Below are 24064 nucleotides of genomic sequence, written 5' to 3' on the forward strand. Positions count from 1 at the left end.
AACTGGCTGATTTTGAGAAAAAAAGGAGCTATCTGGCTTTCGGCATAATGCCAGTCTGATTTTGGACGGCATTTGCAACCATGCCTTCCTTTTCGTACAATAAAGGTAACGAAAAAAGAGGGAGGGATTCACCGTGGATTCAAAGGGACAGGACATACTTTTTAACAGTGAGATGAATCAGAAGGACCTTATGATCCAGATGCTTTCTGAACGGTTAGATGAAAAAGACGAAACCATCACAGAACTGAAGGAAACCATCAATGACCTGAAAGATACAATTGCCGGTCTCAGGGAAACACTGGATGAATTCCAGCGGAAACTCTTTGGTACAGGCAGTGAGAAGACAAAACAGGATAAGAAAACGGAAGAAACTGTGACAACAATCGTCAAAAGCCACAAACGGACAACACGCAAAGCGAAAGCGACACGTGAAGACCAATATGGAAATCTTCCGATCCATAAGGAAGTCATCCCCCTGCTGGAAGAAGATAAGTATTGTCCTTATTGTAATTCCAAGATGGAGTATGTGACGGAAATGTTTGTCCGTGAAGAACTACGGATCACCCCGGCAAAGGTGGAACGAATCCACTATTATCAGGAGAAATGGCAGTGCCCGGAATGCAGAAAAGATGGTGACGGGACATTTGCTGAATCCAAGATACCTACAGCATTGATTCCACACAGCCCGGCTTCCCCATCCATGGTCGCATATGTTGCAATGGAAAAGATCGGCATGGCAATGCCTTACTATCGTCAGGAATTTCTGATGAACCAGCTGGGATTTACCCTGCCACGGGAAACCATGGCGAACTGGATCATTTATACGGCAGAAAACTATTTCTATCTGATCTATGATCGGCTGCATGAAGAACTTTTAAAGCGGGACCTGGTACATGCAGATGAGACAACATGTCAGGTGCTGCGGGAAAAGGGACGTACGGCGGAACAGACCTCTTATATGTGGTTATATACAACCGGAAATGATGGTCTTACACCAATTGTCCTTTATGATTACCAGCCAAGCCGGAAAGGATCCTGTGTGCAGGAATTTCTGGAAGGATTCCATGGAATGGTACAGTGTGACGGATATCAGGGTTACAACAGGCTTGAAGATGTCATACTGGTCTGCTGCCTTGCACATGCAAGACGTAAGTTCTTTGAAGCAGTCCCGGCAGCCAGACGTAAAAAGTTGAAACTTCTGGATGTTAACTCTGATGAAGCGATCGAGGATACCGGTATTCCGGATGAAGAGAAGCTGGAACAGCTGCTCCCGGCAGAAATTGGACTGCTGTATTGCAATAAGCTCTTCTACCTGGAGCGCACATTAAAAGAACTGGAGGCAGAAGAACGAAAACAACAAAGAACCATTCTGGAACAGCCTGTATGGGAACAGTTCTGGAACTGGCTTGGCACACTGCATCCAACTGGCGGAAGCAAGCTTGGGAAAGCGGTGAACTATGCCCAAAATCATCATGATACCTTGATGAACTATATGATAGATGGCCGGTGTGAAATTTCAAACAACCGTGCGGAACGGAAAGCCAAAAGTTATGCCGTTGGGCGGAAAGCCTTCCTGTTCCATACATCAGAAGCTGGAGCTGGGGCAAGTGCGGTAATGTACAGCATTGTGGAAACAGCAAAAGCAAACAATCTGAATATTTTCCAATATCTCTATATGGTACTGCTGTATATGCCGGATTATATGAACTCGTCCGCAGGTATAGAACAGCTGATGCCATGGAGTGAATTTATCAAAGAGCAGTGTTCGGGGATCATTGATGTGGAATCCAATGTCCCGGAAAACAGAATTCCCCTGCCATGTAGATAGCAGGGAAAACCTAAAGTAAATGGTAGTCGTTTACTGTTTTGGGTAGGCGGTGTGTTATTCATCGCTTACTATCTTTCCTCCTTTTTGTACTTGTCATCTTAGAATAAATAATTAAATTCCTATAGCATCTATGGCTACAGATATAATAGTAAAAAACGCCAGCTAACTATCTTTCACTTTTTTTCTGGCTAATCGGGCGTTTCGGCTGATGAAGTATTTCCATACATGGTGTGGAAAATCCATTTATCCCATATACAGCTTCATTTCTCATGACACGCTCTACAACTTTCAGCACATTCTTATTAATCTGCTTTATTCTTTCTCACCTCCTATTTAAAATTTTTGCTATACTAAGCAAAGCTGCATATAATATAACAGCTATTGCCATGTAACTAATGTAAACCCTATCTGTCTCTAACATAACACAACCAAGTATTATGCCCCTCCTGTAAAGCGATTTCAAAACTTCTCGTCTATACAAGTATGTTTGTTCCAACACAACGATAATTTTTTATTGGAAACAATTTTTTGTTACCTTTTTCCACTCTTTAGCAATAGTTCCTACCATATTTTTTCTAATTTGCATTTTGTCTGAATTTTTCCACACAAATTCAGTAGTGCAGCAACTATCATACCGTTTAATAACCACTGGCATACTTCAATATGAATTTTGTGTGATATAATAATTGCCATATCTGCCAATACTAAAATTATTAACGCCTGTTTTCTAAATTTTTTCTGTTCCTCTTGATCTAATGTTCGATTTTCATTTTCTATTGGAGCAAATGCAAATATAATTGCATTTGCCCCAAATGTAGTTGCAGTACATAACCATAGTGGAAAAATGATTTTATCCAATAAACATACCGCAACAACTATGGAACATGAAAATAAATAGCATCCACTCCTTGTTCTCGCATGAAAGCCACCCGATTTTCTACGCAATGGTATTAACACCATTGCAGTTACAATCATGGGTATTATCATTCGCATAGCAAAACCAATTACTATGTATGACAAGTAATGTACCACCTCTAACAATAAGCATTCTAAGCCAAAGCGATATACATCTTCCTCATTTTTATCCAGAAGTCCTTTTGTCCTCATGCAAGATAGAACATTTTTCAGCAATTTGTCCATAGGAAAATACTATTTTCTTTCTTTCAGTTCTTTTACTTTCTGTGGCATTTTAGGCTGATAGCCAATAAACAGGCACGCTGAATTTGCCTCTTTCTCTGCGTTTGCATATGCTGCTTTTGCAAGTAATTTCAATGCTACATCATTAAGTTTTTTCATGCTTGAAAACCTCCTTATTTTTTCTTTTTCTATCGACAAGCATCTTATAAAATTTTACCTTTTTTGCACCAAGTACGATTTTTTTGCACGAAGTAAGACTTTTCACTTATTAAAAAGCAAAAAAAAGCAAAAATGCTGATGAATATAATATCATCTGTTCTGTTGCTTCATATATTTTTATTGATAAACATATTGATATTACGAGCGATCGCATTCATATTGTCAAAAAAATAGCACCTAAACCGCAAATGGATTAGATGCATATAATTTTTTCTATTATTTTATTTACTTATCTACAATTTTAATTTTCTGTTACTGCTTTAAATCCGAAAATTGCTTACCTACCTAAATAAGTCTATCATTACCTCTTACATGATTTTCCTCAATATCTTTTAGACTTTTCTGCATACTTTCAAAGTATTATCCTATCGGGGCACCATTTTAAGATTTCTGATTGTCAACAGACCTTTTTCTCCATCAATATATGTACTATTGAAAAATACAACAAAACAAACCTGCGATATTTTTTTCCACGCAGTTGAATCTCTTGTTGTAGAAGGAATCCATATTCGGAAATGTTCTTCCTCGCAGCTAACCTGTAATGTTCTATCAATTACCTTATTTCGTATATCATCTTTTATTTCCAATTGAAAAGCTCTTATATCTCCACTACTTGCCGCATCAAATTCAAAAAAATATCCTGCTTCAAAAAAAGCTGACCAGTTATCACATGGAGCATATTCAAATAATGCCATTGCAAATTCCTGATTTTCTATTTTATTTACATTGATTATGTCAATATCCATTTCAAAACTGTCTTTATGTGTTCTTATTTTCATAATATTTGAATCAGTATAAGAACTAACCTGTTTTATATCATAAAACTTAGTATAATCGTAAATTAAATCAACTTCTTTTCTCTGTGATATAGAATCGTCAAATCTTGTATGCTCATTCACACGATTTACTTCATTTGCAAGTTCCGTTGTAAGATAGCGTGTAAGGTGCATACTGACATAATCATTAAATTCCTCATCAGAAGCATAAACAACATATATTCCTCTGTCCTTGTATTTCTCCTTAAATGCCTGTATCTTTGTCTCCGCTTCCATATCAATTTCACTTTTTCGTACTGGCTTATCAGAAAAATATACAAATACCTGTTTTCCCTTCTGTATCATCAATTCAATTTCTTCTATTGTTCCTGATTCATAATGTTGTGTAGGACTTCCTATTCTATTACCAAATATAGCAATAATTGCATCCGATTTATCTAAAATCTGTTTATTGATAATGCTTTGTGGATAATTTCCCGCTTCTGGCATAACATTCTTTGACCAATACAGCGTTTTTACAAAAATATCCATAGAAATACCTATAGAATCATTTATATTATCCACAACTCTATTTATAATCTCTACCTCTGTTTTTACATCAGAAGGACACGAAATCATCAGTCTGCATACCGGCATCTTCTTAAACATAACTTTCCCCCTTTGCTTTTTATTTAGTATAACAAACCAATGTAATTATTTCCATAATTATCTATCATGAAGCGTTTTGTCAAGTGCTTTTTTGAGTTATTGACGCAAATTATCGTGAAAGTGCGAAAGCGCAAAGTGCAAAGGGTCTGCGTTTTGCACTTTCAGCTTGCGGGTTCGGGTGGCTGCTTCTTCTTGATGAAGTTGTACCATTGACCGCCGACACGCCTTGCGCCTAAAATGCCGCCCATGTTGCGCTTGGCGTTCTGTACCGTCCTTTCGGATATTCCGGCTTCGGCTGCGGCTTTTACAACGTCCTCGCTGGCAAGCTCTTTCCCGTCTGCAAGCAGGTCAAGTATCAGCCTTTCAGCCTGTTCGGTTTTGGTGGCGTTGTTGCCGCCCGCGCCGGACAGCAGCTCGTCGGCGGTGATGTCGTATTCGCCTATCCATGAAAAGCCCGTTTCCGGGTCAAGGCAAAAGGCAACGGGCTTGCCCTCCGGTGCAAGGGAAGATTTGTCATGGACGATAACGCGCACATTCGGTTCTCGCTTCACGCGCCCGATCAGCAGGACGCTCCTTGCTGCGGCGCGGAAGTCGATAGAACCTAAGCCCCGGTATGCGCTCTGCCCTCCGGCAGCTTTGTTGAGATGTCCGATAAGGATAACGGCGCACCCGGTACGCTCGGCAACATCGGCAAGGCGGCGGAACATGGGGCGCACTTCGTTTGCCCGGTTCATGTCGGTTTTTTCACCCATGTACGCCTGTATGGGGTCAAGGATAATCAGCCGCGCCCCGTTCTGCGTGATTGCCTTTTCTATGCGCTCATCGGACAGGGTAAGCTCCCGTTTGGCTTCATCAATCACAAGCACCCGGTCAAGGTCTGCGGCGGCTTCTATCAAGCGTGGCTTGACGGTATCGCCCAGCCCGTCCTCGGCGGTCTGGTAAATTACTTGGAATGGCGGCAAGGGCTTCATTCCCGGCAGCGTTCCCCCGGTGGTGCAGGCGGCGGCAAGGCGTAGGGCAAAAGTGGTCTTGCCCTCGCCGGGATTGCCCTGCACAATGGTTACTTTCCCAAAGGGGATATACGGCTCCCATAGCCATTTAACGGTCTGTGTATCAACCTCGCTCATGCGGATAATCTCAACGGTTTCTTCCTGCGGTGGCTCTTTCAAGCCGTAAATCGCTTCCCGGATATACTTACCGTCCGCGATTTCTGCCCGGTGCTGCAATACCTCGTTCCAGTCCTTGTAAAGCGGCACAAGGCGGTGGACGGTCAAGCCCTCCGGCACAAGCTCCGCAAGGCGGCTGCAAGCATCGTTTCCGGCGTTGTCGTTGTCAAGGCAGAGGTAAACGGTCTTGATGTTCAGACGGTCAGAGAGAAAGCGCAACAGGGCTTTTTCTCCCACGCCGCCCAACGCCAGATAGCTTTGCTTCTGCCAGTCCTTTTTGAACAGGCAGAGGAAAGATAAGAGGTCTATCGGGGCTTCAAAGACAAACAACCTTTCGCCCTCGCCACGGTAGCAGAAGTTAAAGGCTTTGTCGCTGCCTTTCACATCAAGCCGAAAACTCCCGGCTGTGCCGCGCTGATGGGCGTATCGCGGTATGCCGCTTTCATCTCTGCCGACGAATACGGCGTTATGGTGGGCGGCTTCCTCGTAAATATCCCCGGTGGAAAAGAAAAAGCCCGTCACATCTTCATCAATGCGGCGGGCTGCTGTGAGGTAGTTCCTCGCTATGCGGTTGTCGGTGCTGCGGGGTGGCAGTCGGAAGTCGGATAGGGGCGCGGGGCTTGGTCTGTCCGGCGGCGGGGCGGCTCCTTTTTCGCCTGTCAGCAGTTCAACGGCTTCGGTGACGCTCTTGCCGAAAAACTCCATGACAAAATCAACGGGTGCGCCGCCTTTGCTCTGGCTGTGCCTATACCATTTGTTTCCCCGGACGGTCAAGCTGTCGTGCCGCTTCCAGCGGTATTCATTTCCGGCGCGGGTAAGCTGCTCGCCCCGTCCTTGCAGGAAAGAAACAAGGTCGGCTTGGTTGGCGCGGTCTATCTGTTCTTGGGTGTAATACATAAAAGTTCAACTCCTTTCAGCGGTCTATATCATGCCGTTTGGTGCGGCTCTGCGTCTGCTCCGGCTGGTCGGCGCGGAGTGCAATATCCACGCATTTGCGGATTTTTTGAAGCTTTGAAACATTGGTGCGGGTATCTTTCAGTTTGGTATAATCGCTGTCCCTCTGTGTTTTGAGGTCAGCATATTCCTGTTCCCATTCCGCAATAGGCAAGGTCTTTGTTCCTTTCGGCAGATTTGCATGGAGATAGCGGTTTGCCGCGTCCCATAGGGTCAGCTCGGCGCGGTGGGCTTCCTCGTACTTGTCGCGCTTGTTTGTCCAGCCGTTTTGCAGCTTTTTCAGTTCATCGTGAATGGGCTTGTACTCTGTGTAATTCTTCCCGTATTCAATTAGCTTTTGTAGCTTCTTCATGCGTTCCTCGGCGGTTTTCATTCCTGCCCGGATTGAATAGGCTCTATCACTGACAGAGGAAAGAGAAACGTCCAGCTCGTCAAGATTAGAGATGCCATGCTCGGAGAGATAGTTGACCGCTGCCGCTATGGTTTTCAGTTCATCGGCTGCGTGCTGTTGTTGCCAACGCTGCGAATACTTCCGGCTCTTTTCTCTCTGAACGCTCAAATATTTCATCAGCAGATTTGCAAGGTTGGGAGATTGCGCCGGCTGCTTCGGGGCGGTTTCCCACACTTTGAACAGGTCGGCAATCCATTCTTTGAGCTTGCTAACCTGCGCCCGGATTTCCCGGATAAGGCGGTTTGCTTTTTGGATATTTCGGTTCAGTTCGCCTTTCTCGGTGGCTACACCTTTCTTCTCCATTTGACAGGCGGCTACGCCCATATGGATGGTCGGTATTTCGTCAATGCCGCGCTCGGCGTTACTGCGGTGGTCGATACGCTCCGGGCTTCCGGCACGCTCAAGATAGTCGTTTGAAATATCAGCCCATGCCTTGCGCCAAACAAGCGCATTCTCTTGGCTGTTCCAGCCCGTGAGGTCAACCTTGTGCGTCTTATATCTGCCGCTTGGCAAGCGGATACGCTCACCGTTTTCATCAAGGTCATATTCCTTTTTGGACTTTGCTGCCCACGCGCCGCGCTCGTCAAGGGGGCGCATGGTAAGCATAATATGACAATGGGGGTTGCCGCTGTTGGTGTCGTGGATAACAAAATCCACACACATTCCTCTGGAAACAAATTGAGAGGAACAGTATTCCCGGACAAGCCGGATCTGTTCCTCTCTGGATAATTCTATGGGGAGTGCTGCGTCAATCCCACGCGCAAGCTGGGCGTTCCCGGCTTTCTCGTAAAGCTCCACGCTGTTCCACAAGGTTGAACGGTCAGCGAATGAGGGCGGTGCGTGGGGCGGCAATATGATTTCTGTATGGACAACGCCGCCTTTGCGAGTGTAGTCATGGGTCATTCCGTCCCATTCGTTTGTCAGCTTTTCGCCGCTTCGGTAGGCGGCTGCGGCAACGGCTGATTTGCCTTTTCCTCGGCTCACAATGCCGATGTTCCAATGGTAAATGGCTATGGGTATCACCTCCCGGATAGGATAATAAAACCCTCAAAAATGGTACAGACGCCAAAGGCGGGTGTACTGTTTTTGTGGGTGTGCAGGGATAGCCGCGAAGCGGCGCAAGGGGTGCAGCCCCTTGTTGCGGCAAAGCCGCCATATCGGAGCGCGGGGAAATCTCCCTGTGCGGAGATAAGCCCTCGGCAGAGCGCACACGCCCGTAAGGGTGTATAAGTGCGCCCTTAGTTCCTAAGGGATTTTCAGCTTGTCGCTCCCTCTGCTCGTTTTTTCAGATATTCCCGCGCTGGTTCACTCGTCAAGGCAAGCCTAAGAAGTGCTGCGGCTTCCTCGTCGGTCATGTTCTTTGCTTCCGGCACAATGCTTTCAAAGACTGCGCCCCGGACGATAAGGCGGTGGCTGCGCGTTCTGCGTTCCTCTTTGGATAGCTTCTGACGCAACATCTTTTCCCGGTTCTCAAATTGCCGGATTTTCTTCTTTCCGTCCTCAATCTCGGCTTGCAACTCCTCGCGGGTTTTCTCTCTTGGCTTTGTCATGGTTGGGCGCTCCTTTCTGCTCATAAGCATAGAAAAAGGACAGTCGATTTTCTCGGCTGCCCTTGTAAAATAGAAAACTTATTTACTTTGCAAGAAGGTTTTGTTCGGATACTTTTTCATCAGAAGTATGGCTTGTTTGGGCGTGGGGCATATCAGTCTGAGTTTCCGTCAAAGTCTGTGTTATGATAGTGTTCATATAACCAGTATTTTCCCTCAAACTCAACGACAATGTTATCGCCGTACTGATAAACCGCAGCCCCTACAATATCATCATTTGCTTGGAAATTTTCTTTTGGTTCTTCCGAAGAACTAACTGTGTTTTCGATTTTTCCCAACAAATTGAAAGAACTTTTTTCATCTGCGAAGTTGGGTTGAGAGTCAACGATTTGATAAAGCGTATCATTTACATAGACCATAGGAGCAATATCTCCAGAAATGGGAACCAATGCCTTTAGCAAATCTTCTCCTGTTACACCTAATTGTGCTTCATCGCTTGCAAAAGGAATACGCAACAGGTATTGTTGGTCTACTTCGTAAAGATATATATAAATGCCTGAGCCAACATCTTGTGTGTCACCTAAAAGAGAAAGAACATCTTCTCTTGTCATGGTCGGTGTTAGTTCTTTAATTTGCTCAGATGTTACCTGCGTCGGTGTATCGAGCGGTTCTTTGTTTTCTGGTATTAGACTAAGGATTTCTTCAGTCAACGGGTTACTTTCTCCTGCGTCAATCGTTTTTGCAGCTTCTTTTATTTCTTTATGAGAATAGTCGCTCAAATCTTCAACAGCAATGCCGAGAGAATTGAGATAATCAACCGCTGCATTATATTGAATTATATCAACGGCAAATGCGGTCAATGGTATCATCAAGCACAAGCAAGCTGCAATAGCCCCCCACTTTACCCAAATGGGCTTTTTGGCTTTCTTCTTGTAGTTGAGAGCTTCATCGACATATTTTGTGTCAAGCTCGCTCATAGCGTCGGAAAACTTCTTTGCATTCATACGAATACCTCTCTTTCAATCAAATATTGCTTCATCTTCTCGCGGATACGGGTCAGCCGGACAGAAATGTTTTTTTCTGAAAGCCCCATAAACTCGGCTATGTCCTTATAGCTGTCGGAAAACCAATAGCGGCGCATGAAAATAACGCGGTTTTCGGTAGTCAGCGTGTCTAAAAATGCTTCAATGATACGGGCTAACTCTTTGGCTTCGATTTCTGCTTCTACTGTATTCGGGGCTGCTATACAGGCTTCAATTTCTTCCAAAGCAATCGTGTAATGGCTGCTCCGTTTGGCTGCTTCCTTTCTCCAATAGATTTTGAGTGAAATGTTCCGAACGATTTTAACAAGATAAGATAGCAGCGGGTTAGGTCGTGCCGGGGGAATGGCGTTCCATGCGCCTAAATAAGCGTCGTTTACACATTCCTCCGCGTCTTGTCTGCTGCCTACGATATGGTAGGAAAGATTGTGGCAGACCTTTCCGTATTTTATATCCAGCTCTCGTATGCCTTGTTCTGAACGTCCAAAAAACATTTCTATGATTTTTTCGTCGTCTATCATCTCACCGCCTCCTTTCGGGCTTCACCTATGTACTACGGTTTCAGCGGCAAATACTACATCTAATCCGAAACTTTTTCAAAAAAATTATAGCACATCTTTTTGAATAGGGTGTGTCAAGTTGCCGGAATGTTTCTTTGCCGCTTTGCTGGCGGCGTTCCTCCGTTCCTCACTGTATGGGGCGGTCAGACGGAAAGAGAAACGCCCCTTTGCAATCTCAAACTCCATGCAGCCCGTTTCGGGGTCTGCGTCGGTCTGGCGGCACTGGTCGGGGTGCTGTCCGGAGTAGGCGGCAAGCCGCTTCTTTAAGTCGGTGTTGTGTGTGCGGATATGGATAAGGGGGTCTTTCTCGTCAAACCATATATCGGTGGTCTTTTCCTGTTTGGTAAGCCCTGTTCTCATGTAAGCTCCTTTCCATGCCCCTGTTACGCAATAGGGGCATTTTTCGGGTGTTTTTCCCGGCTCTTGACTTGTGGAAAATGAGGATTTTCAAATAGAAAACGCCCGGACAGGGAATGGTTCGTCGGGGCGGCTGTTATCGCAAGATTTCTGTTTTTCCGGCTCTTGACCGTCAGACGCGGATAAACGCGAGCTGTCGGCAAGTGCCAGTTTGAGCAGCTTGTCGCGGAATGTTTCTGTGCTGCTGTGATTGAAAAATAACTCCACAACAATGGTCTGCCCGTTCCTCTGGGTCGTAATGATACTGTCGGGGGTCTGTTCTGCCATAGGCGGCTCCTTTCTTTGAGCGCAAAAGAGGGATTTCCCGTAGTTCGGAAAATCCCTCTTGGTTGACGGTTATTCTGTTTTACTGTGCGGGCTGTGCGGCTGCCTGTGCCTTTCGCCTTGCCCGGTATTCCCGCGCTTTCATGCGGTCATACTCCCGCTGCTTTTCAAGATTTCTCGCCCGGTATTCCCTTGAATAGTTGCGGTGGTAGGCGCGGCTCTTTTCCTTTTTGGCTTCTTCGATTTCCTCCCGCATTTGCCGGATTTCCTGCTCGGTCGGCTCTGCAAGCTGTGTCACTTCGTTCTCAAACTTGCCGATATAATTGAAATATATGCTGATGTGCTGGATTGCGTATCTCGCCCTTTTCTGGTCGCGCTCATGCACTTCAATCCGGCTGATAAACTCGTTGAGAATGGCGGGGGTAAGCTCGGTAAAGGCAGCATGGCGTTCCGTCAGCTTCAAAAACTTCTGCGCCCGTCCTCCCGCGTTCTCATAAGCGGATAGCTGCTCTTGGAGCGTGGCAAGCTCCGCTTTCAGCGCGTAGTATTCTTCCGAATACTTCTGCGACATCTGCTCATAGCGGTCTTGCGGGATCGCGCCGAGGGCGTTGTCCTCATAGAGCTTGTTCAGCACCTTGTCAATCTGTTCAAGGCGCGTCGTGATTTGCGGGATACGCTTCTGCTGCTTCTTGGTCTGGTCGGTCTGCTGCATGGCAAGGTTCTTTTTCACTAAGGCTTCAAACTCCGCCCGGTTGCTGATAGAACAGTCCTCGATTTTCTTCAGCACTTCCGCGATGGTCTGCATGAGCAAATCCGCGTCCATGATGTGAGGGGAATGGCATTTGGGGTTCTTGGCTTTCCCCTTGTGGTACTCGCTGCAAAAAGCAACGTGCCGCTTGCCGCCGTTCCGGTAATCTATACGAATGTGCATTTTTGCGCCGCAGTCTTTACAGAAAAGCAAGCCGGACAGAGGGTGGATTTCCCCGTCCCCGTTGGGGCGTCTGATGGGTGCGTTTTCCAAAATCCGCTGTACGGTTTCAAAATCGCTGCGGCTGATAATCGGCTCATGCACATTTTCTGTGATGTGCCACTGGCTCCGGTCTACATAGTGGTTATGTTTATCCCGGAAATGCTTTGTAGTCTTGAAGTTGACTACATCGCCGCAATACTCCTGCCGTGTGAGGATATTGGTCAAGGTGGCTTTGTTCCACTTGCAGCGGTTATCCTCGTTGAGTGTCTTATTTTTACAGGTTCCCCGCCCTCGGTCTTTCATGTAGAAAGTGGGGGTTGGGATTTGCTCCTGTGTCAGATATACGGCGATTTGGTTGCGGTTCTTCCCGCCGATAAACAGACGGAAAATCAAACGGACAACCTCGGCGGCTTCCTCGTCGATTATCCAAAAATCCTTGTTGTCCGGGTCTTTGACATAACCGTAAAGGGCTTCGGTGACAATCGGCTTTCCGCTCATGCCTTTGGTCTTAATGCCCGTTTTCACTTTCTTGCTGATGTCCTTTGCGTACCACTCCGACATGATGTTGATAAAGGGCGCAAACTCCAATGTGTCGGGTTTCTCGCTGTCAATGCCGTTGTTGACTGCGATAAAGCGCACATTGTTCCGTCTGAATATCTCCATCGCGTTGCCGACTTGGAGATAGTCGCGCCCCCAGCGGGTAAGGTCTTTCATAATGCAGACACCGATTTTCCCGTTTTCCACATCGTCCATCATGCGGGAGTAGGCGGAACGGTCAAAAAACCTGCCGCTTTCGTCATCGTCGATGTAGTGCCGGATATTGGTTAGGTGCTGCCCTCTGGCATAGTTCTCCAAAAATATTTTTTGGTTCTGTATGCTGTTGCTCTCGCCGCCGTCCCTGTCCTCGTCGCCCACGGAAAGGCGGGAGTAAAGGGCTGTAATTTTGCTATAATCAGTCATGTGCATAACCTCCTGTGCGTCCATGTATGTGTCATTTACACTTAAAATTATGCACTCCAAGTGACATTTTTCTTAATAATAAACACTTGTCATTGAAATGAATCCTATTTGCCGCTTTTTTGAATCCATACAATATAATACTTTATAAAAACATACAAAAAAGTCCTCTTGTACCGAACTTACTGTTCCTTTCAAGAGGACTTTATTTATGGCATATACTTCATTTCTTATTTAACAGCACCATTGATTCTTAATTATAATACACAGTCAGTCCTACTGTAACCGTTGATACAGGATATATGTTTCCATGAGTTGTTGTTCCTGAATTCACAATATATATCTGCCATGTACCTGACGGATTTTCTCCATTAAAATCGTCTAAATACCATATTTTACTAGATGTCGGACCTGTATAAGAATGCCAACTTCCATTTGGACTCTTTATCCAAAGGGTATATGGATCAGTTCCACTCGAAACATTGATTGCCAATTTAACCTGTGTGATTGAAGCATCTGATCCAATTATACTACCAGATGACAAACTGCTGGTTGTTGATTTTCCTCCATTAATAGCATTCAGCTTAGTAGTTGTCTTACTATAAAAACTTGAAGCTGCAAATACTGGTGTTACAAAAAGCAAACAAACCATCATACTTACAACAACTGCCATAAACGTTTTTCTTGAAACCGTCTTTTTAGCTTTTTCTGATATTCTCATATTAGCAACCTCCTTCAAAAATGAAATATATTCCACATAAAAAACATACTATATTTTTATATCTACTGATTTCTTGCCACTCTCAACAGACTCTCTGGTAATACCATCCAATGCACCAGCCGGTATTGATTTCCCAGCTTTCCATGTAGGATCAGCGGCTTTTGCTGCTTCTGCAAATGCCTGTCTGTATTGATGTTCATATTGTTCCATTGTCCAGCCTGCTGATAAGCGGTCATCCTTATCCATTTTTCTGTATAAATTGTTATATACGCTCTCCCTTTTGGTAGTATCACCATTTAAAGTACCGTTTTCATTTAAGAATTCTTTCTTTGCCAGTTCAAACATTTCTTCCCGGCTGCTCTCTGGAATAGAAATGATATGTTTATAACTGTTTCTGTTCTCATCCGTTACAGCAAGTCCTGTTAATCCGGTATTCGGATCAATCCAGTCTCCGTTTTTGTCATACTGGCTCATCAGGTTCTTAATTGCCTGAACATTTGTAAACATTGCACCGTTTCCATTCTTCATCATCTCACTCAGTGCTGCTTTATACTTTTTACTGTTTGTGTCAATCCCTGCTGCTTTTAATTGTTTTTGTACAGAACTGCTGTTCATTTTGGACAACTGAATATTGTTGACCAAATTTGTTTTTGATGTTCCAAATGTTGTTTGAAATAAAAAACCGTAGTCCGTAATTCTTGACATAAGCGAAACCTCCCATCATTAAATTTTTTATATGTATCATCCACTTTATTTTTTTCTATCGACACACCCCTTCTGATATTTTACCTTTTCTGCACCAAGTACGATTTTTTTGCACGAAGTAAGACTTTTTACAAAAAAATAGCCAAAAATGCTCTTTTATGAATTAAGGAATAACTCAGCAATAAATTTATTTCCATCATTCTTCAATGTTAAATCTCCATCATATTTTTTTATACTGCTCTGAACATTCAGCAGTCCTATTCCACCATTTTTTCCTTTATTTGATACTGGAAAACCATTTCTCCACTTTACTTCATTACAATTATTTTCAATGCTGACAACTATCATCTTATGATATGAACCAATCTTAATGCAAATATATTTCTCGCCTTTCAGCTTTTCTGTTGCTTCAATCGCATTATCTAATAAATTTCCAAAAATAGTTGTAATGTCGATTGGTTCAATGAAATTCAAATTCACATTATCTACCTTTATTGTTACTGAAATCCCCTTTTCTCTCATAACAGCTTCTTTATCAGTAAGAAGTATATTCAAGATCGGATTTTCTGTGTATTGAACCGGAATGAGCGGCTTCAACAACTCTCTGATCTTTGTTGCATATTCTCCTGCCGTTTTTTCCTGCTCTGCACCATATAACCCTTCGATTGCTTTAATATGCTTATTTACATCATGTAATATCTGAATGGTTTGATCATACTTTTTTGTCTGGGTCAAATAGTATTCGTATTGTACCTTTGCCTGCTGCTCTAATGCGATCAACTGCTTTTCGTAATAGTTCTTTTCATCTGCCATTTTTACAAAATATAAAAGGTATAAATCTGCCAGAACAATACATCCCATGTTGACTGCACACAAATAATTTTCTTCTCCATTTTTAAAATTCTCTACAATTACACTCATGTTAATCAGACTGTATAGAAGTATAATTCCATACATGATGTACCGTGTCTTTGAATAAGGGACATCACTTTTTTTCACAAACCTGTTTATAAATGTGTAATACAAAAAAATAAGTATCACCTTTGAAAATGTTACCTCAAGGCAATAAAGCATAGTTTCATTCACATTTTTTATATCTGCGGCTTGCAAAATGCATTGTAAAAGAATCACTCCCAATGATTCACAAACAGACATACAAAATACTAATGCTTCACATTCAATAATACGTCTTAAGGGTTTATCTATATCCTCATAATACAGAACATATGCTATAATCCCTGTCAAAACGCCCCAGACTATTAGATTTAATATGGAATGATTGAGCATATTTATACAGAATGTAAATATTACTGTGGTAGTCTCAATCACAATATATACATATCTATTTCGACTACTCTTTTTATACTTTCCATTCATAAACTGAAATAATATCGTACTTATTATAAAACATGAAAGTGCATTACATAATACCAGTAAAATCGTATTCATTTTTCCTCCTATGAATTTCTCTGCAAAAATTTATTTACTTCTTCTCTAAAATCGTTGCTTCTCCTTTGTGCAATCTGAAGTTCTTTTCCATTATCCATATAAATAATAAAGCCCTTTATTTTTTCAATATGCCTTAAATTAACCAGATTTCCTCTACAATTCACAACAAAATCATATGGTTGCAGTTCTTCAACCAGTTTTTCAAAGATACAATCATACTCATATGTAATATCAGACAATGCTATCAGTACTTTTCTGGATCTTTTTATGTATTCAAAATATAAAATATCCCTCAGTTTCAGTTTGATCGACAGATACTCTTTTCCATTGCTGTCAGTCACTTTATAAAAATTCTTTTCTACTATGGCATCCGGCAGTTGATTCAGAAGTTCCAATATCTGCAATTCCAATTTATCATATTCCAGTGGTTTACATAGAAATGAAAATGCATGAACTTCGTTAATGACCTGCATACAATATTCTTCATAACTCGTAATATACACTAATTTCACATCTGGAAATTTTTCTTTCAATTTTCTCCCCAGTTTAATACCATTCAGTTCTTCCATCGAAATATCTAAAATTCCGATATCAATACGACTGATATTTTCAAGCATTTGATTTGCAGACATAAATTTCTCTATATGATAAGCAATCTTTTGACCTGTAAAAATCTTATGCAGCATATTCACTGCACACTCAAGATCTGCTATATCGTCATCACAAACAGCAATTTCCAGCATATTACTCACCTTCTTCCTATCTTCCTACTATATCGGTAATTTTTATTTTTCCATTAAATAAATATAAAGCACTCCGCATATTATCTAAATAAATATCATATATATAGAAAATGTGCCATCATCTTGACGGCACATTTTTCATTGTTGCTTTTGCTGTCAAAAAAATCAATTATACAAACTATTACAAATACTATTGATAACTTTTTTACTACTTCACCATAACCATATCATTTTTCCTACTTTTTTCAATATATCTTACACGAAGTACGATTTTTTCAACACAAAATACGACAAAACGTAAATTTCTACCCATCTTAGCCCAATCTTATGTAAAAGCAGTCACAAATTTAATATATCATTTTAAGAAGATTTTTCTATTGCACATATCGTTTCACTGCAATCTTTCCCATAACCATAAATACTGCTACCAGGACTATACTTACATACCCAGCATAAAAATAATCTTGCAGATCCAGACAAAACAAAATGATAAGAACACATACCTGCAATGCCGTTATGCAATGTGTTACCCTTGCATAATACCTTCTTTCTTCCTCATCAAGCGGTTTATTGATACTTTCCACTGGGGCAAGGACAATAATAATTACCACGGCAAGAACTCCGATCAATAAAATCAAGGCATTAGGAACATTTTTCATTACAGGCTCATATGTATAAACCGGAATAAATAAAATTGCCATTGATATCAAAAAACAGCCGATTCTACTCTTACAGTGGCTGCCCCCACTATAGCTTCTCAACGAGGCATAAAATAACAGGAAGACCAGAACAAGTCCCGGTCTCCCCGTCACAATGCCAAATATTCCAGAAGCCAAAAGGTTTCCTGCAACAACAATACCATTTTCTATCCCATATTGGTACAGTTCTGCATCCTCTTTTTGCACAATCCCCTTTTGTATCAATATTTCATTTATCTTCTTTGCAAATTTAGCAATCATACCCTGTTACCACCTTAAAATTTTCTAAGTTTTTTCGCATTATCCGGTAACTTGTCCTGTCCGAAAATAAACCAGCAGCAACGGTTCATATTTGTTGCAGTTACCGTAAGGGCAAGTGCTGCCACGCTGCTTAATGCTCCATGACTGAGTCGGTTCATCAATCTTCTTAATTTTGACATATATGTATGTCCTCCTTTTCATTTGATGAATGCACTATATCATACTTTACAGGAAAATCCGTCAAAGTGTAACAGATTGACATTTAAGTGTAACGCTTTGCATTTATTCCTTCACTTCAATTCCATAGAGCATTGCAGAAACCTCAAATATATCCCCTTTATCTGTAAAACTGACCGTTCCATTGTATTTTTCTACCACTTTGCGAACGCTCTGAACACCATGCCCATGTCTGATATTATCTTTCTTGGTTGTTTTCAGGCTTTTATTTTTCTTTCCTGTTTTGCTGTTTGTTATTATAAGAAGCAAAATCCCGGACTGGTACTTATTTTCAATCTTTACAAAACGCTGTCCCTCCGGCACCTTGCTACAGGCTTCTACCGCATTATCCACAAGATTTCCATACAATACACCTATATCCCCGTGATCAAGCTGCATCTGCTTTGGAATACGAATAGATGTTTCTACTTTTATTCCCCTTGCCTTTGCCCTGCCAAATTTAATGCGGAGCACAGAATCTACGATTGGATTATCAGAATACTGCTTTTCATCTATCTGCTCAAATTCCATGCACATCGCACCGATTTTCTCTGAAAGTTCCTGCCCATCACTATTTTCCACCAGATGATACAGTTCATGCAATTTATGTTTCATATCGTGCTTTAACTTCTGCACTTCCTTATTCTGTTTTTCTGCTTCTTCATAATAGATGTCTTTATAGTGCATTTCTTCCCTGTACATTGCATCCTCATACTGTTTTTGCACAAGATAATTAAAACGTTCCATCATATACAGCATAAAATAATCTGTCAGGACAATGGAAATTACAATACTGGCACACATAAGCAGGCTTTTTTCACCGCCAGCTTCCAATGACAAAAGAATAACAAAGCAACAATTCAACACCGTAAAGGTAAATACCATAACCAGCACACCCAAAATTTCTCTTGGAAAGTCGGCAATCTGCATCCCTTTCTTTGAAATCAATTTTGACAGAATATACATCACATTTCCACGAACAAAGCTGCATATTACCATTACAAAATAATATTTATAACTTTCGCCCACATGAAAATTCATCGCATGGAGTAACAGCAAGGCTACAGGTTCAAACAGCATTCCAATACCCATGAATGTCACAATATTTATAATTCTCGTCCACATTCCTGATTCATAATAAAATGATAACAGTATAAGCACAATCAAAAGAGTCGCAAGATTCAGATACGGATTTTTTATGTTGCTGACAAATGTCCATATAATTGCAGCAATGGTAAATCCAGCCCATATCCATACCTTTGATACTGGTTTCATTTTCTTATTGGAATGAAAATAATACATAAACACTGCCAGATCAAACAGGCTGATGGCAAAGCGTATCACATATTCCATCCTTAAACCATCCTCCTTACAAACTCCATATGTTTTTCTTTTAAATTCTGCTTATGGGAACGAGCAATCAGAAGTCTTTCTTCATTGTCCATCACTACTTCATCTCCCTCAATCGCCCTGATATGCCCAAGATTGATGATATATGATACATGAATATGGGCAAAGACCTTATCATCAAGCTGTTTCCATATTTCTTCAGTTGTCATATTTGCCTTGAAATTTTCTGAGATCGTATGTATCACTGCCTGACGACCTTTCTTCTCAAAATACACAATATCATCGCAGCTAATACGAAACTGATTTTTTCGGAACTGAAAGACAAAGTCACGCTTTATCATATGAAGATACTGCATGGCTTTTAAAAGGACGGACTCCAGCTTTTCCACTGTAATCGGTTTAGAAATATAGTCAAAGGTAATAACCTCAAAAACATCCATAACATACTGCGTATATCCAGTCAGGAATACAAACAATGCTTTGGCATCTATTTTCCGGATTTCTTTTGCAAGCTGCAAACCATTCATCTCCGGCATTTCAATGTCAAATATATACAGATGATACATTTCCCCATCATCTATAACATGCTTCAGCAACTCCTTCGCTGTAAAATACACTTCATAAGAAAACTGGTACTGCACTAACTTATCAAAAGCACTTTCCAGCATTTCTACATCTGTTCTGCTGTCATCACAGACCGCAATATTAAGCATAACACTTCCTCCTTTTCGGGCTTGGAAGTAGGAAGCACTTCAATTTATCTAATCAACTTAGATAAATAAGCCAGCACACGGTCAAAAAAATCATTTCTCTGCTCCTTTGTGCTGTTCGCAACATAGTAATCCAGATTAAAATCTTTCATACTGCTCTCACCTGTTATCAGATATGTAGGATCAATTCCATATTTATGATAGAGTGTCAACACTTTATCTACAGATATTCCCGTTATACCCGCCTCAAGCTTTCGATAATGTTCTACTGTAACATCCAATACATCCGCAATTTCTGACTTTTCGAGGTTCATATTCAGTCTTGCCTCTCTTAGTCTCTTTCCTATCTGTATATTGGCATCTTTTCTTCCTGTGTCCAAGATTTTGCACCTCTTTTCCATGTTAATCATATCAATGGGACTTTGATTCTCATAGTCCAGAAAACAACCCAACGCACATCATTTTATGCTCGTAAGTAGGTTAATTTGTGCTTTTATTAAAAAAACGAATGGCACATCTGATACCATTCGTCTTTATCTGCTCTATATTCTGTTGTAAATTCTATTAGCGGACAGTTTTTGGCTATTTATCATATCCATCACTGCATTTCTTTTACTCTGACATCCACTGTATTTTTAAAATTTTCAATCTGATGTGAATACTGTTCATTCATAAGCGTGGAATGAATCATAAAATCCGCTGTTGCAATATTATTTGCAATCGGTATATTTTGGATATTTGTAAAATGGCAAAAGCCACATAAATTTTACTTTTTTGCAAGTAATTTCATAGCTATATCATTAAGCTTTTTCATATAAAAACCTTTTTATTTTTCTTTTATATCGACAAGCATCTTATAATATTTCACCTTTTCTGCACGAAGTAAGATTTTTTTGCACGAAAAGCATAAAGATGCATTAAAGACATTAAAGCATAACGTTTTTCTTAATATAAAAAATCTTAGTTTCCTGCTCGATAAAATCAAAAGAATTATACTTCGTGCAATAAATGCGTATTTCGTGCATAGAGAGTGTAAATTTATATTTCTGTATGCTATTATTTTCCAAATAATGTGCATATATATTGAAATTTGTTCATTAGTGGAAGGAGAATTACAATTATATGAAGAAAATTAAGAAAATAATAGCTATTTTATCATTAGCCATGATGCTTGGAATAACTACCATTCCTAATTACGCTTATGCAATGCCATCTGAAGAAAATGCGGCTATAGATACAGTGGCAGCATATGTTAAGGAAAATGCAGAAGAATTTAGTGATGAAAGAACCCCTATTGAAACCATTTATTTTGCAATAGATAAGAATGGAGAGATGACCATAATATCTGGTGAGACAGAAACATATAAGCTGGTTGAGGATGTTATTGTAGGAGGCTATATGTTTTTTGATGATGGGTTAAAAGGAGTTAATCATTACTATGAGGTACAGATGACCGCAACTGTAATAGATAAAAGCGACTATTTTACATATCATAGTTTATCTGTAAAGCCTAAAAATAATTCATCATATTTATCTGCTGTTTCAGCATCTCATGCAAGCTATTTGAGAAAAACTACTGTAAGTGATGCTAAACAGTATTATTATGCTGGAAGTACACCGAATAATCCATATGTATATGTTAAATCCAGTTTTTCGGTAAATGGAGACACAAGCTACTCAATTCCAGAAAAGAAACTTACTAATCCTATAAAGTAAAAACTTAATTTTGTTATCCAATTGGATTGTTGCATTCTGTGATTGCGAATTAACAAGTCAGATTATAGAAAACTCATGAACTTAATAACAGTATAGTTTGCACATTATTTTGCCCACCTATATAATTAATATAGGTGGGATTTTATAGACATTATTTTGATTGGAGATTAAAATGATTGAGATTGTTTTTGATGAAGGAATTGCAGCTAATTTACGAGTCATTATGCGACAATGTAAAAGAGAACCAGAAAAAATAATTACATATATGAACGAAAAAGGACAGGCAAGTGATGTAGCATTGAATGATATATTGTGTTTGCAATTATATCTTGATAAAGGACCCATAAATTGTTGTTTGGATAGCAATTGTAGGAAGAAATTCATTGAAGAAATATATTATGAACATTATTCATATATTGATAATCTAAATAGATTTAAAAAAATAAAAAGGCTTGCGAACGAAAAAAATGCATTCAGAATATGGGTGGATAACTTACCTTCTTCCTTATTGGGATTATATTGTGTTTGTAATGAACTTAAAAATTGTAATGTTAATATTTATGTGATGGATATAAATGTATGTGTTGGAGGCTATGGCAATATTTTTTCTTGGACACAAGTGGAGGCAGAAATTATGCTTGGTTTATTGAAGGAAGCGAAAAAATTAACACGATATGAACTAAACGAATGCATAAATAGTTGGAATAAAAATATTAATTCTAACTGGAATTTGAGAAGCTATATCAATGGAAGCATTGTAAGAATACATGATAACTTTTTTGATGATATTATATTAGGCGTATTTTGTGAAAATAAGATTACGACAATCAATAAAATAATTCAGAATCTTTCAGAACATTATTTGGCATGTATAGATGATTATTATATTATTTATAGAATTAGATACTTAGTTAAAAAAAATAAGCTGTCCATAATAAAAAATAACAGTAACGCATATTTGACATTAGTACAAAAGAATTTTTAATAAAAATTTTATTTCACTTTAAATTTGTCCGTTTAAGAATAATCAATGATTTTTGGTGCGCCGTACTCGTTCAGATACCGGGCTATCTGATTAAGATTGCCGCTGATCCGCCCGTACTCGGCTGCTAACCAGCCGACAGCGGCAAGCAATTCATCATTAATAGCGGACACATGGATAACGTGGCGGATAGTCGCCCGCTAGATAGCCTGCCGCAAAAACAGATATTAGGGGAAGTGATTTTTTCTCACTTCCCCAGCAACATCTTATTTCCAGTTATAAATGCTGGTATACCATTTATATGTTCTTGTTCCTGTTACATAGGTGACATCACTACCGCTATCTTTTTTGGTAAGGGTTATGCTACTACTTTGCCACGGATTTAATACAGTATATTTTGAAGAACTATATCCAATTAGAGTTAAAGCGTGGTATTTTTTTCCTTCATCAGATTTCCGCTGCATTTGCATATATATTGGGCGATAACCATTGATTTCTGTCTTAACTGATGAATAGCTTAGAGGGTTTCCAGACTTGGGAGATAACCCATGATTTTTTGCAACAGAAATAACTTCTGAATTAGTTAGTCCTTCATTTTTAGCAGAGCCTAACGCTTCTTTTGTAACACCTTTTGCTGTTAAAGAAGTTCCCTTTTTGTAGTTAATAATCGCAGCAGTAACCGCAGCACCGCACCATTCTTTCTGTGTACCATTAAAAGTCCCGTCATCTGTTTGAGGAACGCATACAACGCCTAACGGACTAGGATTGCTTGATTCCATAAGGGAAATACTATTTCCATCTGTTTCTGAAAGTACATTTGTAATATTAACAATATTACCAGTAATACTTTCATTCATCAAAGAAACGGTATTTTCAATTTCACTATCCGGTGTAAGTGGCTCTACAAAATCATTTACTACTGCAAAAAATCCAGCATTATTGGAAACTAGACTAATAGGAGAACTTTGAGAGCTTACATTCTGTAATTCATTTAACTTTTCAGCCATTAAATTTTCGTCAAGCTGTGTGTAATATTCACCATTTTCGTCATAGATGGTGAGCATTGCAAAAATTTCACCATTTTCCATAACAGGAAAATCGTAAATTCGGTTAGTACCATCAGATTCTTGAATATTAATAGGATAGCCCAAAGTATATTGTGCTTCTCCCGCATTAATTCCGTTAGAACTTAAATGATGGGAGAGAAATTCGGGGAACTCCTCTTTTGCATATTCAAGAATTTCTTCAGGAGTTTCTTCAGTGACAACATAGCACCCACTGGTATTTTCTGCTGCAAAAGCAGATATACTACAAACTCCTAATATAAGTGTTAAAGATAATATACCAGAAATAATTTTTTTAAATTTCATAATTGTACCTCATTTCTAATTTAGTTTTTTTAACAAGCAAATCCTATAAATACATTGGAATCGCCCTTTTCAAAACAACGTACATATCAAATTAAAAATGATGGTTTTAGAATACCCTCTTTAGCCCTAAAACCATCATTGAAAATCATTTCTTTAAATCGATCCGATTTCCATTCCTATCTACTATGTAAATATATGTAGGGGGAGTA

General features: G+C 40.3%; 24 protein-coding genes and 1 pseudogene. 3 read left to right on the forward strand and 22 right to left on the reverse strand.

Features of this window, described 5'->3' with window-relative positions; genetic code table 11:
- Positions 1-133: 133 nt before the first annotated feature.
- Positions 134-1828 carry an IS66 family transposase gene (gene tnpC / locus RHOM_RS15800; RefSeq protein WP_014078582.1) on the forward strand — a complete coding sequence of 565 codons (1695 nt, stop codon included), beginning with the start codon at positions 134-136 and terminating at the stop codon, positions 1826-1828.
- A gap of 561 nt (positions 1829-2389) precedes the next feature.
- Here the strand turns inward: tnpC and RHOM_RS15805 are convergent.
- The 20 genes from RHOM_RS15805 to RHOM_RS15890 form a co-directional block, all read right to left on the reverse strand.
- The gene (locus RHOM_RS15805; RefSeq protein WP_007887183.1) at positions 2390-2968 is read right to left on the reverse strand and encodes an accessory gene regulator ArgB-like protein; all 579 of its coding nucleotides are present in this window, start codon (positions 2966-2968) and stop codon (positions 2390-2392) included.
- Between the two features lie 9 nt (positions 2969-2977).
- A complete protein-coding gene (locus RHOM_RS15810; protein ID WP_006859576.1) occupies positions 2978-3124 on the reverse strand; it encodes a cyclic lactone autoinducer peptide in 147 nt (48 codons plus the stop codon).
- A 425-nt stretch (positions 3125-3549) separates the two neighbouring features.
- A complete protein-coding gene (locus tag RHOM_RS15815) occupies positions 3550-4608 on the reverse strand; it encodes a hypothetical protein (protein ID WP_007887187.1) in 1059 nt (352 codons plus the stop codon).
- Between the two features lie 161 nt (positions 4609-4769).
- Positions 4770-6671, reverse strand: a complete 1902-nt coding sequence (locus RHOM_RS15820; protein ID WP_007887189.1) for an AAA family ATPase — start codon at positions 6669-6671, stop codon at positions 4770-4772.
- 16 nt (positions 6672-6687) lie between these two features.
- Positions 6688-8202: a MobQ family relaxase gene (gene mobQ / locus RHOM_RS15825; RefSeq protein WP_044024718.1), complete on the reverse strand. Its 1515-nt coding sequence runs from the start codon at positions 8200-8202 to the stop codon at positions 6688-6690.
- Between the two features lie 233 nt (positions 8203-8435).
- A complete protein-coding gene (locus RHOM_RS15830) occupies positions 8436-8729 on the reverse strand; it encodes a DUF3847 domain-containing protein (protein WP_008982219.1) in 294 nt (97 codons plus the stop codon).
- Positions 8730-8881: 152 nt separating this feature from the next.
- On the reverse strand, positions 8882-9730 hold the full coding sequence (locus tag RHOM_RS15835; RefSeq protein ID WP_007887193.1) for a hypothetical protein: 849 nt from the start codon (positions 9728-9730) through the stop codon (positions 8882-8884).
- Positions 9727-10287 (reverse strand): RNA polymerase sigma factor, encoded by a 561-nt coding sequence (locus tag RHOM_RS15840; RefSeq protein WP_005922902.1) that lies wholly within the window; start codon positions 10285-10287, stop codon positions 9727-9729. Before RHOM_RS15840 ends, RHOM_RS15835 begins: the two co-directional genes overlap by 4 nt.
- Before the next feature lie 84 nt (positions 10288-10371).
- Positions 10372-10686 carry a hypothetical protein gene (locus RHOM_RS15845; RefSeq protein ID WP_007887200.1) on the reverse strand — a complete coding sequence of 105 codons (315 nt, stop codon included), beginning with the start codon at positions 10684-10686 and terminating at the stop codon, positions 10372-10374.
- Positions 10687-10773: 87 nt separating this feature from the next.
- Positions 10774-11010, reverse strand: coding sequence for a transposon-encoded TnpW family protein (locus tag RHOM_RS15850; RefSeq protein ID WP_007887201.1), 237 nt, complete (start codon positions 11008-11010; stop codon positions 10774-10776).
- A gap of 79 nt (positions 11011-11089) precedes the next feature.
- On the reverse strand, positions 11090-12937 hold the full coding sequence (locus RHOM_RS15855) for a recombinase family protein (protein WP_014081270.1): 1848 nt from the start codon (positions 12935-12937) through the stop codon (positions 11090-11092).
- Positions 12938-13187: 250 nt separating this feature from the next.
- Entirely contained in the window at positions 13188-13655 is a 468-nt protein-coding gene (locus RHOM_RS17515; RefSeq protein ID WP_044927809.1) for a hypothetical protein, read from the reverse strand.
- 48 nt (positions 13656-13703) lie between these two features.
- Positions 13704-14360 (reverse strand): DUF3879 family protein, encoded by a 657-nt coding sequence (locus RHOM_RS15860; RefSeq protein ID WP_014081271.1) that lies wholly within the window; start codon positions 14358-14360, stop codon positions 13704-13706.
- Between the two features lie 156 nt (positions 14361-14516).
- A complete protein-coding gene (locus RHOM_RS15865; RefSeq protein WP_014081272.1) occupies positions 14517-15809 on the reverse strand; it encodes an ATP-binding protein in 1293 nt (430 codons plus the stop codon).
- An 8-nt stretch (positions 15810-15817) separates the two neighbouring features.
- Positions 15818-16552: a LytR/AlgR family response regulator transcription factor gene (locus tag RHOM_RS15870; RefSeq protein WP_014081273.1), complete on the reverse strand. Its 735-nt coding sequence runs from the start codon at positions 16550-16552 to the stop codon at positions 15818-15820.
- A gap of 374 nt (positions 16553-16926) precedes the next feature.
- The gene (locus RHOM_RS15875) at positions 16927-17511 is read right to left on the reverse strand and encodes an accessory gene regulator B family protein (protein WP_014081274.1); all 585 of its coding nucleotides are present in this window, start codon (positions 17509-17511) and stop codon (positions 16927-16929) included.
- Positions 17512-17525: 14 nt separating this feature from the next.
- On the reverse strand, positions 17526-17690 hold the full coding sequence (locus RHOM_RS17200) for a cyclic lactone autoinducer peptide (RefSeq protein ID WP_006859755.1): 165 nt from the start codon (positions 17688-17690) through the stop codon (positions 17526-17528).
- A 103-nt stretch (positions 17691-17793) separates the two neighbouring features.
- On the reverse strand, positions 17794-19029 hold the full coding sequence (locus tag RHOM_RS15880) for a sensor histidine kinase (RefSeq protein WP_242823148.1): 1236 nt from the start codon (positions 19027-19029) through the stop codon (positions 17794-17796).
- Between the two features lie 53 nt (positions 19030-19082).
- A complete protein-coding gene (locus tag RHOM_RS15885) occupies positions 19083-19790 on the reverse strand; it encodes a LytR/AlgR family response regulator transcription factor (RefSeq protein WP_009860887.1) in 708 nt (235 codons plus the stop codon).
- 44 nt (positions 19791-19834) lie between these two features.
- Positions 19835-20167, reverse strand: a complete 333-nt coding sequence (locus RHOM_RS15890) for a helix-turn-helix domain-containing protein (RefSeq protein ID WP_014081275.1) — start codon at positions 20165-20167, stop codon at positions 19835-19837.
- 742 nt (positions 20168-20909) lie between these two features.
- Here RHOM_RS15890 and RHOM_RS15900 point away from each other — a divergent pair.
- A complete protein-coding gene (locus RHOM_RS15900; protein ID WP_009860890.1) occupies positions 20910-21503 on the forward strand; it encodes a hypothetical protein in 594 nt (197 codons plus the stop codon).
- Between the two features lie 172 nt (positions 21504-21675).
- A complete protein-coding gene (locus RHOM_RS15905; protein ID WP_014081277.1) occupies positions 21676-22488 on the forward strand; it encodes a DUF3658 domain-containing protein in 813 nt (270 codons plus the stop codon).
- 53 nt (positions 22489-22541) lie between these two features.
- Here the strand turns inward: RHOM_RS15905 and RHOM_RS17210 are convergent.
- Positions 22542-22706 (reverse strand): annotated as a pseudogene (locus RHOM_RS17210) (plasmid mobilization protein); the annotation flags it as partial.
- Positions 22707-22751: 45 nt separating this feature from the next.
- On the reverse strand, positions 22752-23855 hold the full coding sequence (locus tag RHOM_RS15910) for a C39 family peptidase (protein WP_014081278.1): 1104 nt from the start codon (positions 23853-23855) through the stop codon (positions 22752-22754).
- Between the last annotated feature and the right edge of the window lie 209 nt (positions 23856-24064).

The organism is Roseburia hominis A2-183, from assembly GCF_000225345.1.
GTDB lineage: Bacteria > Bacillota > Clostridia > Lachnospirales > Lachnospiraceae > Roseburia > Roseburia hominis.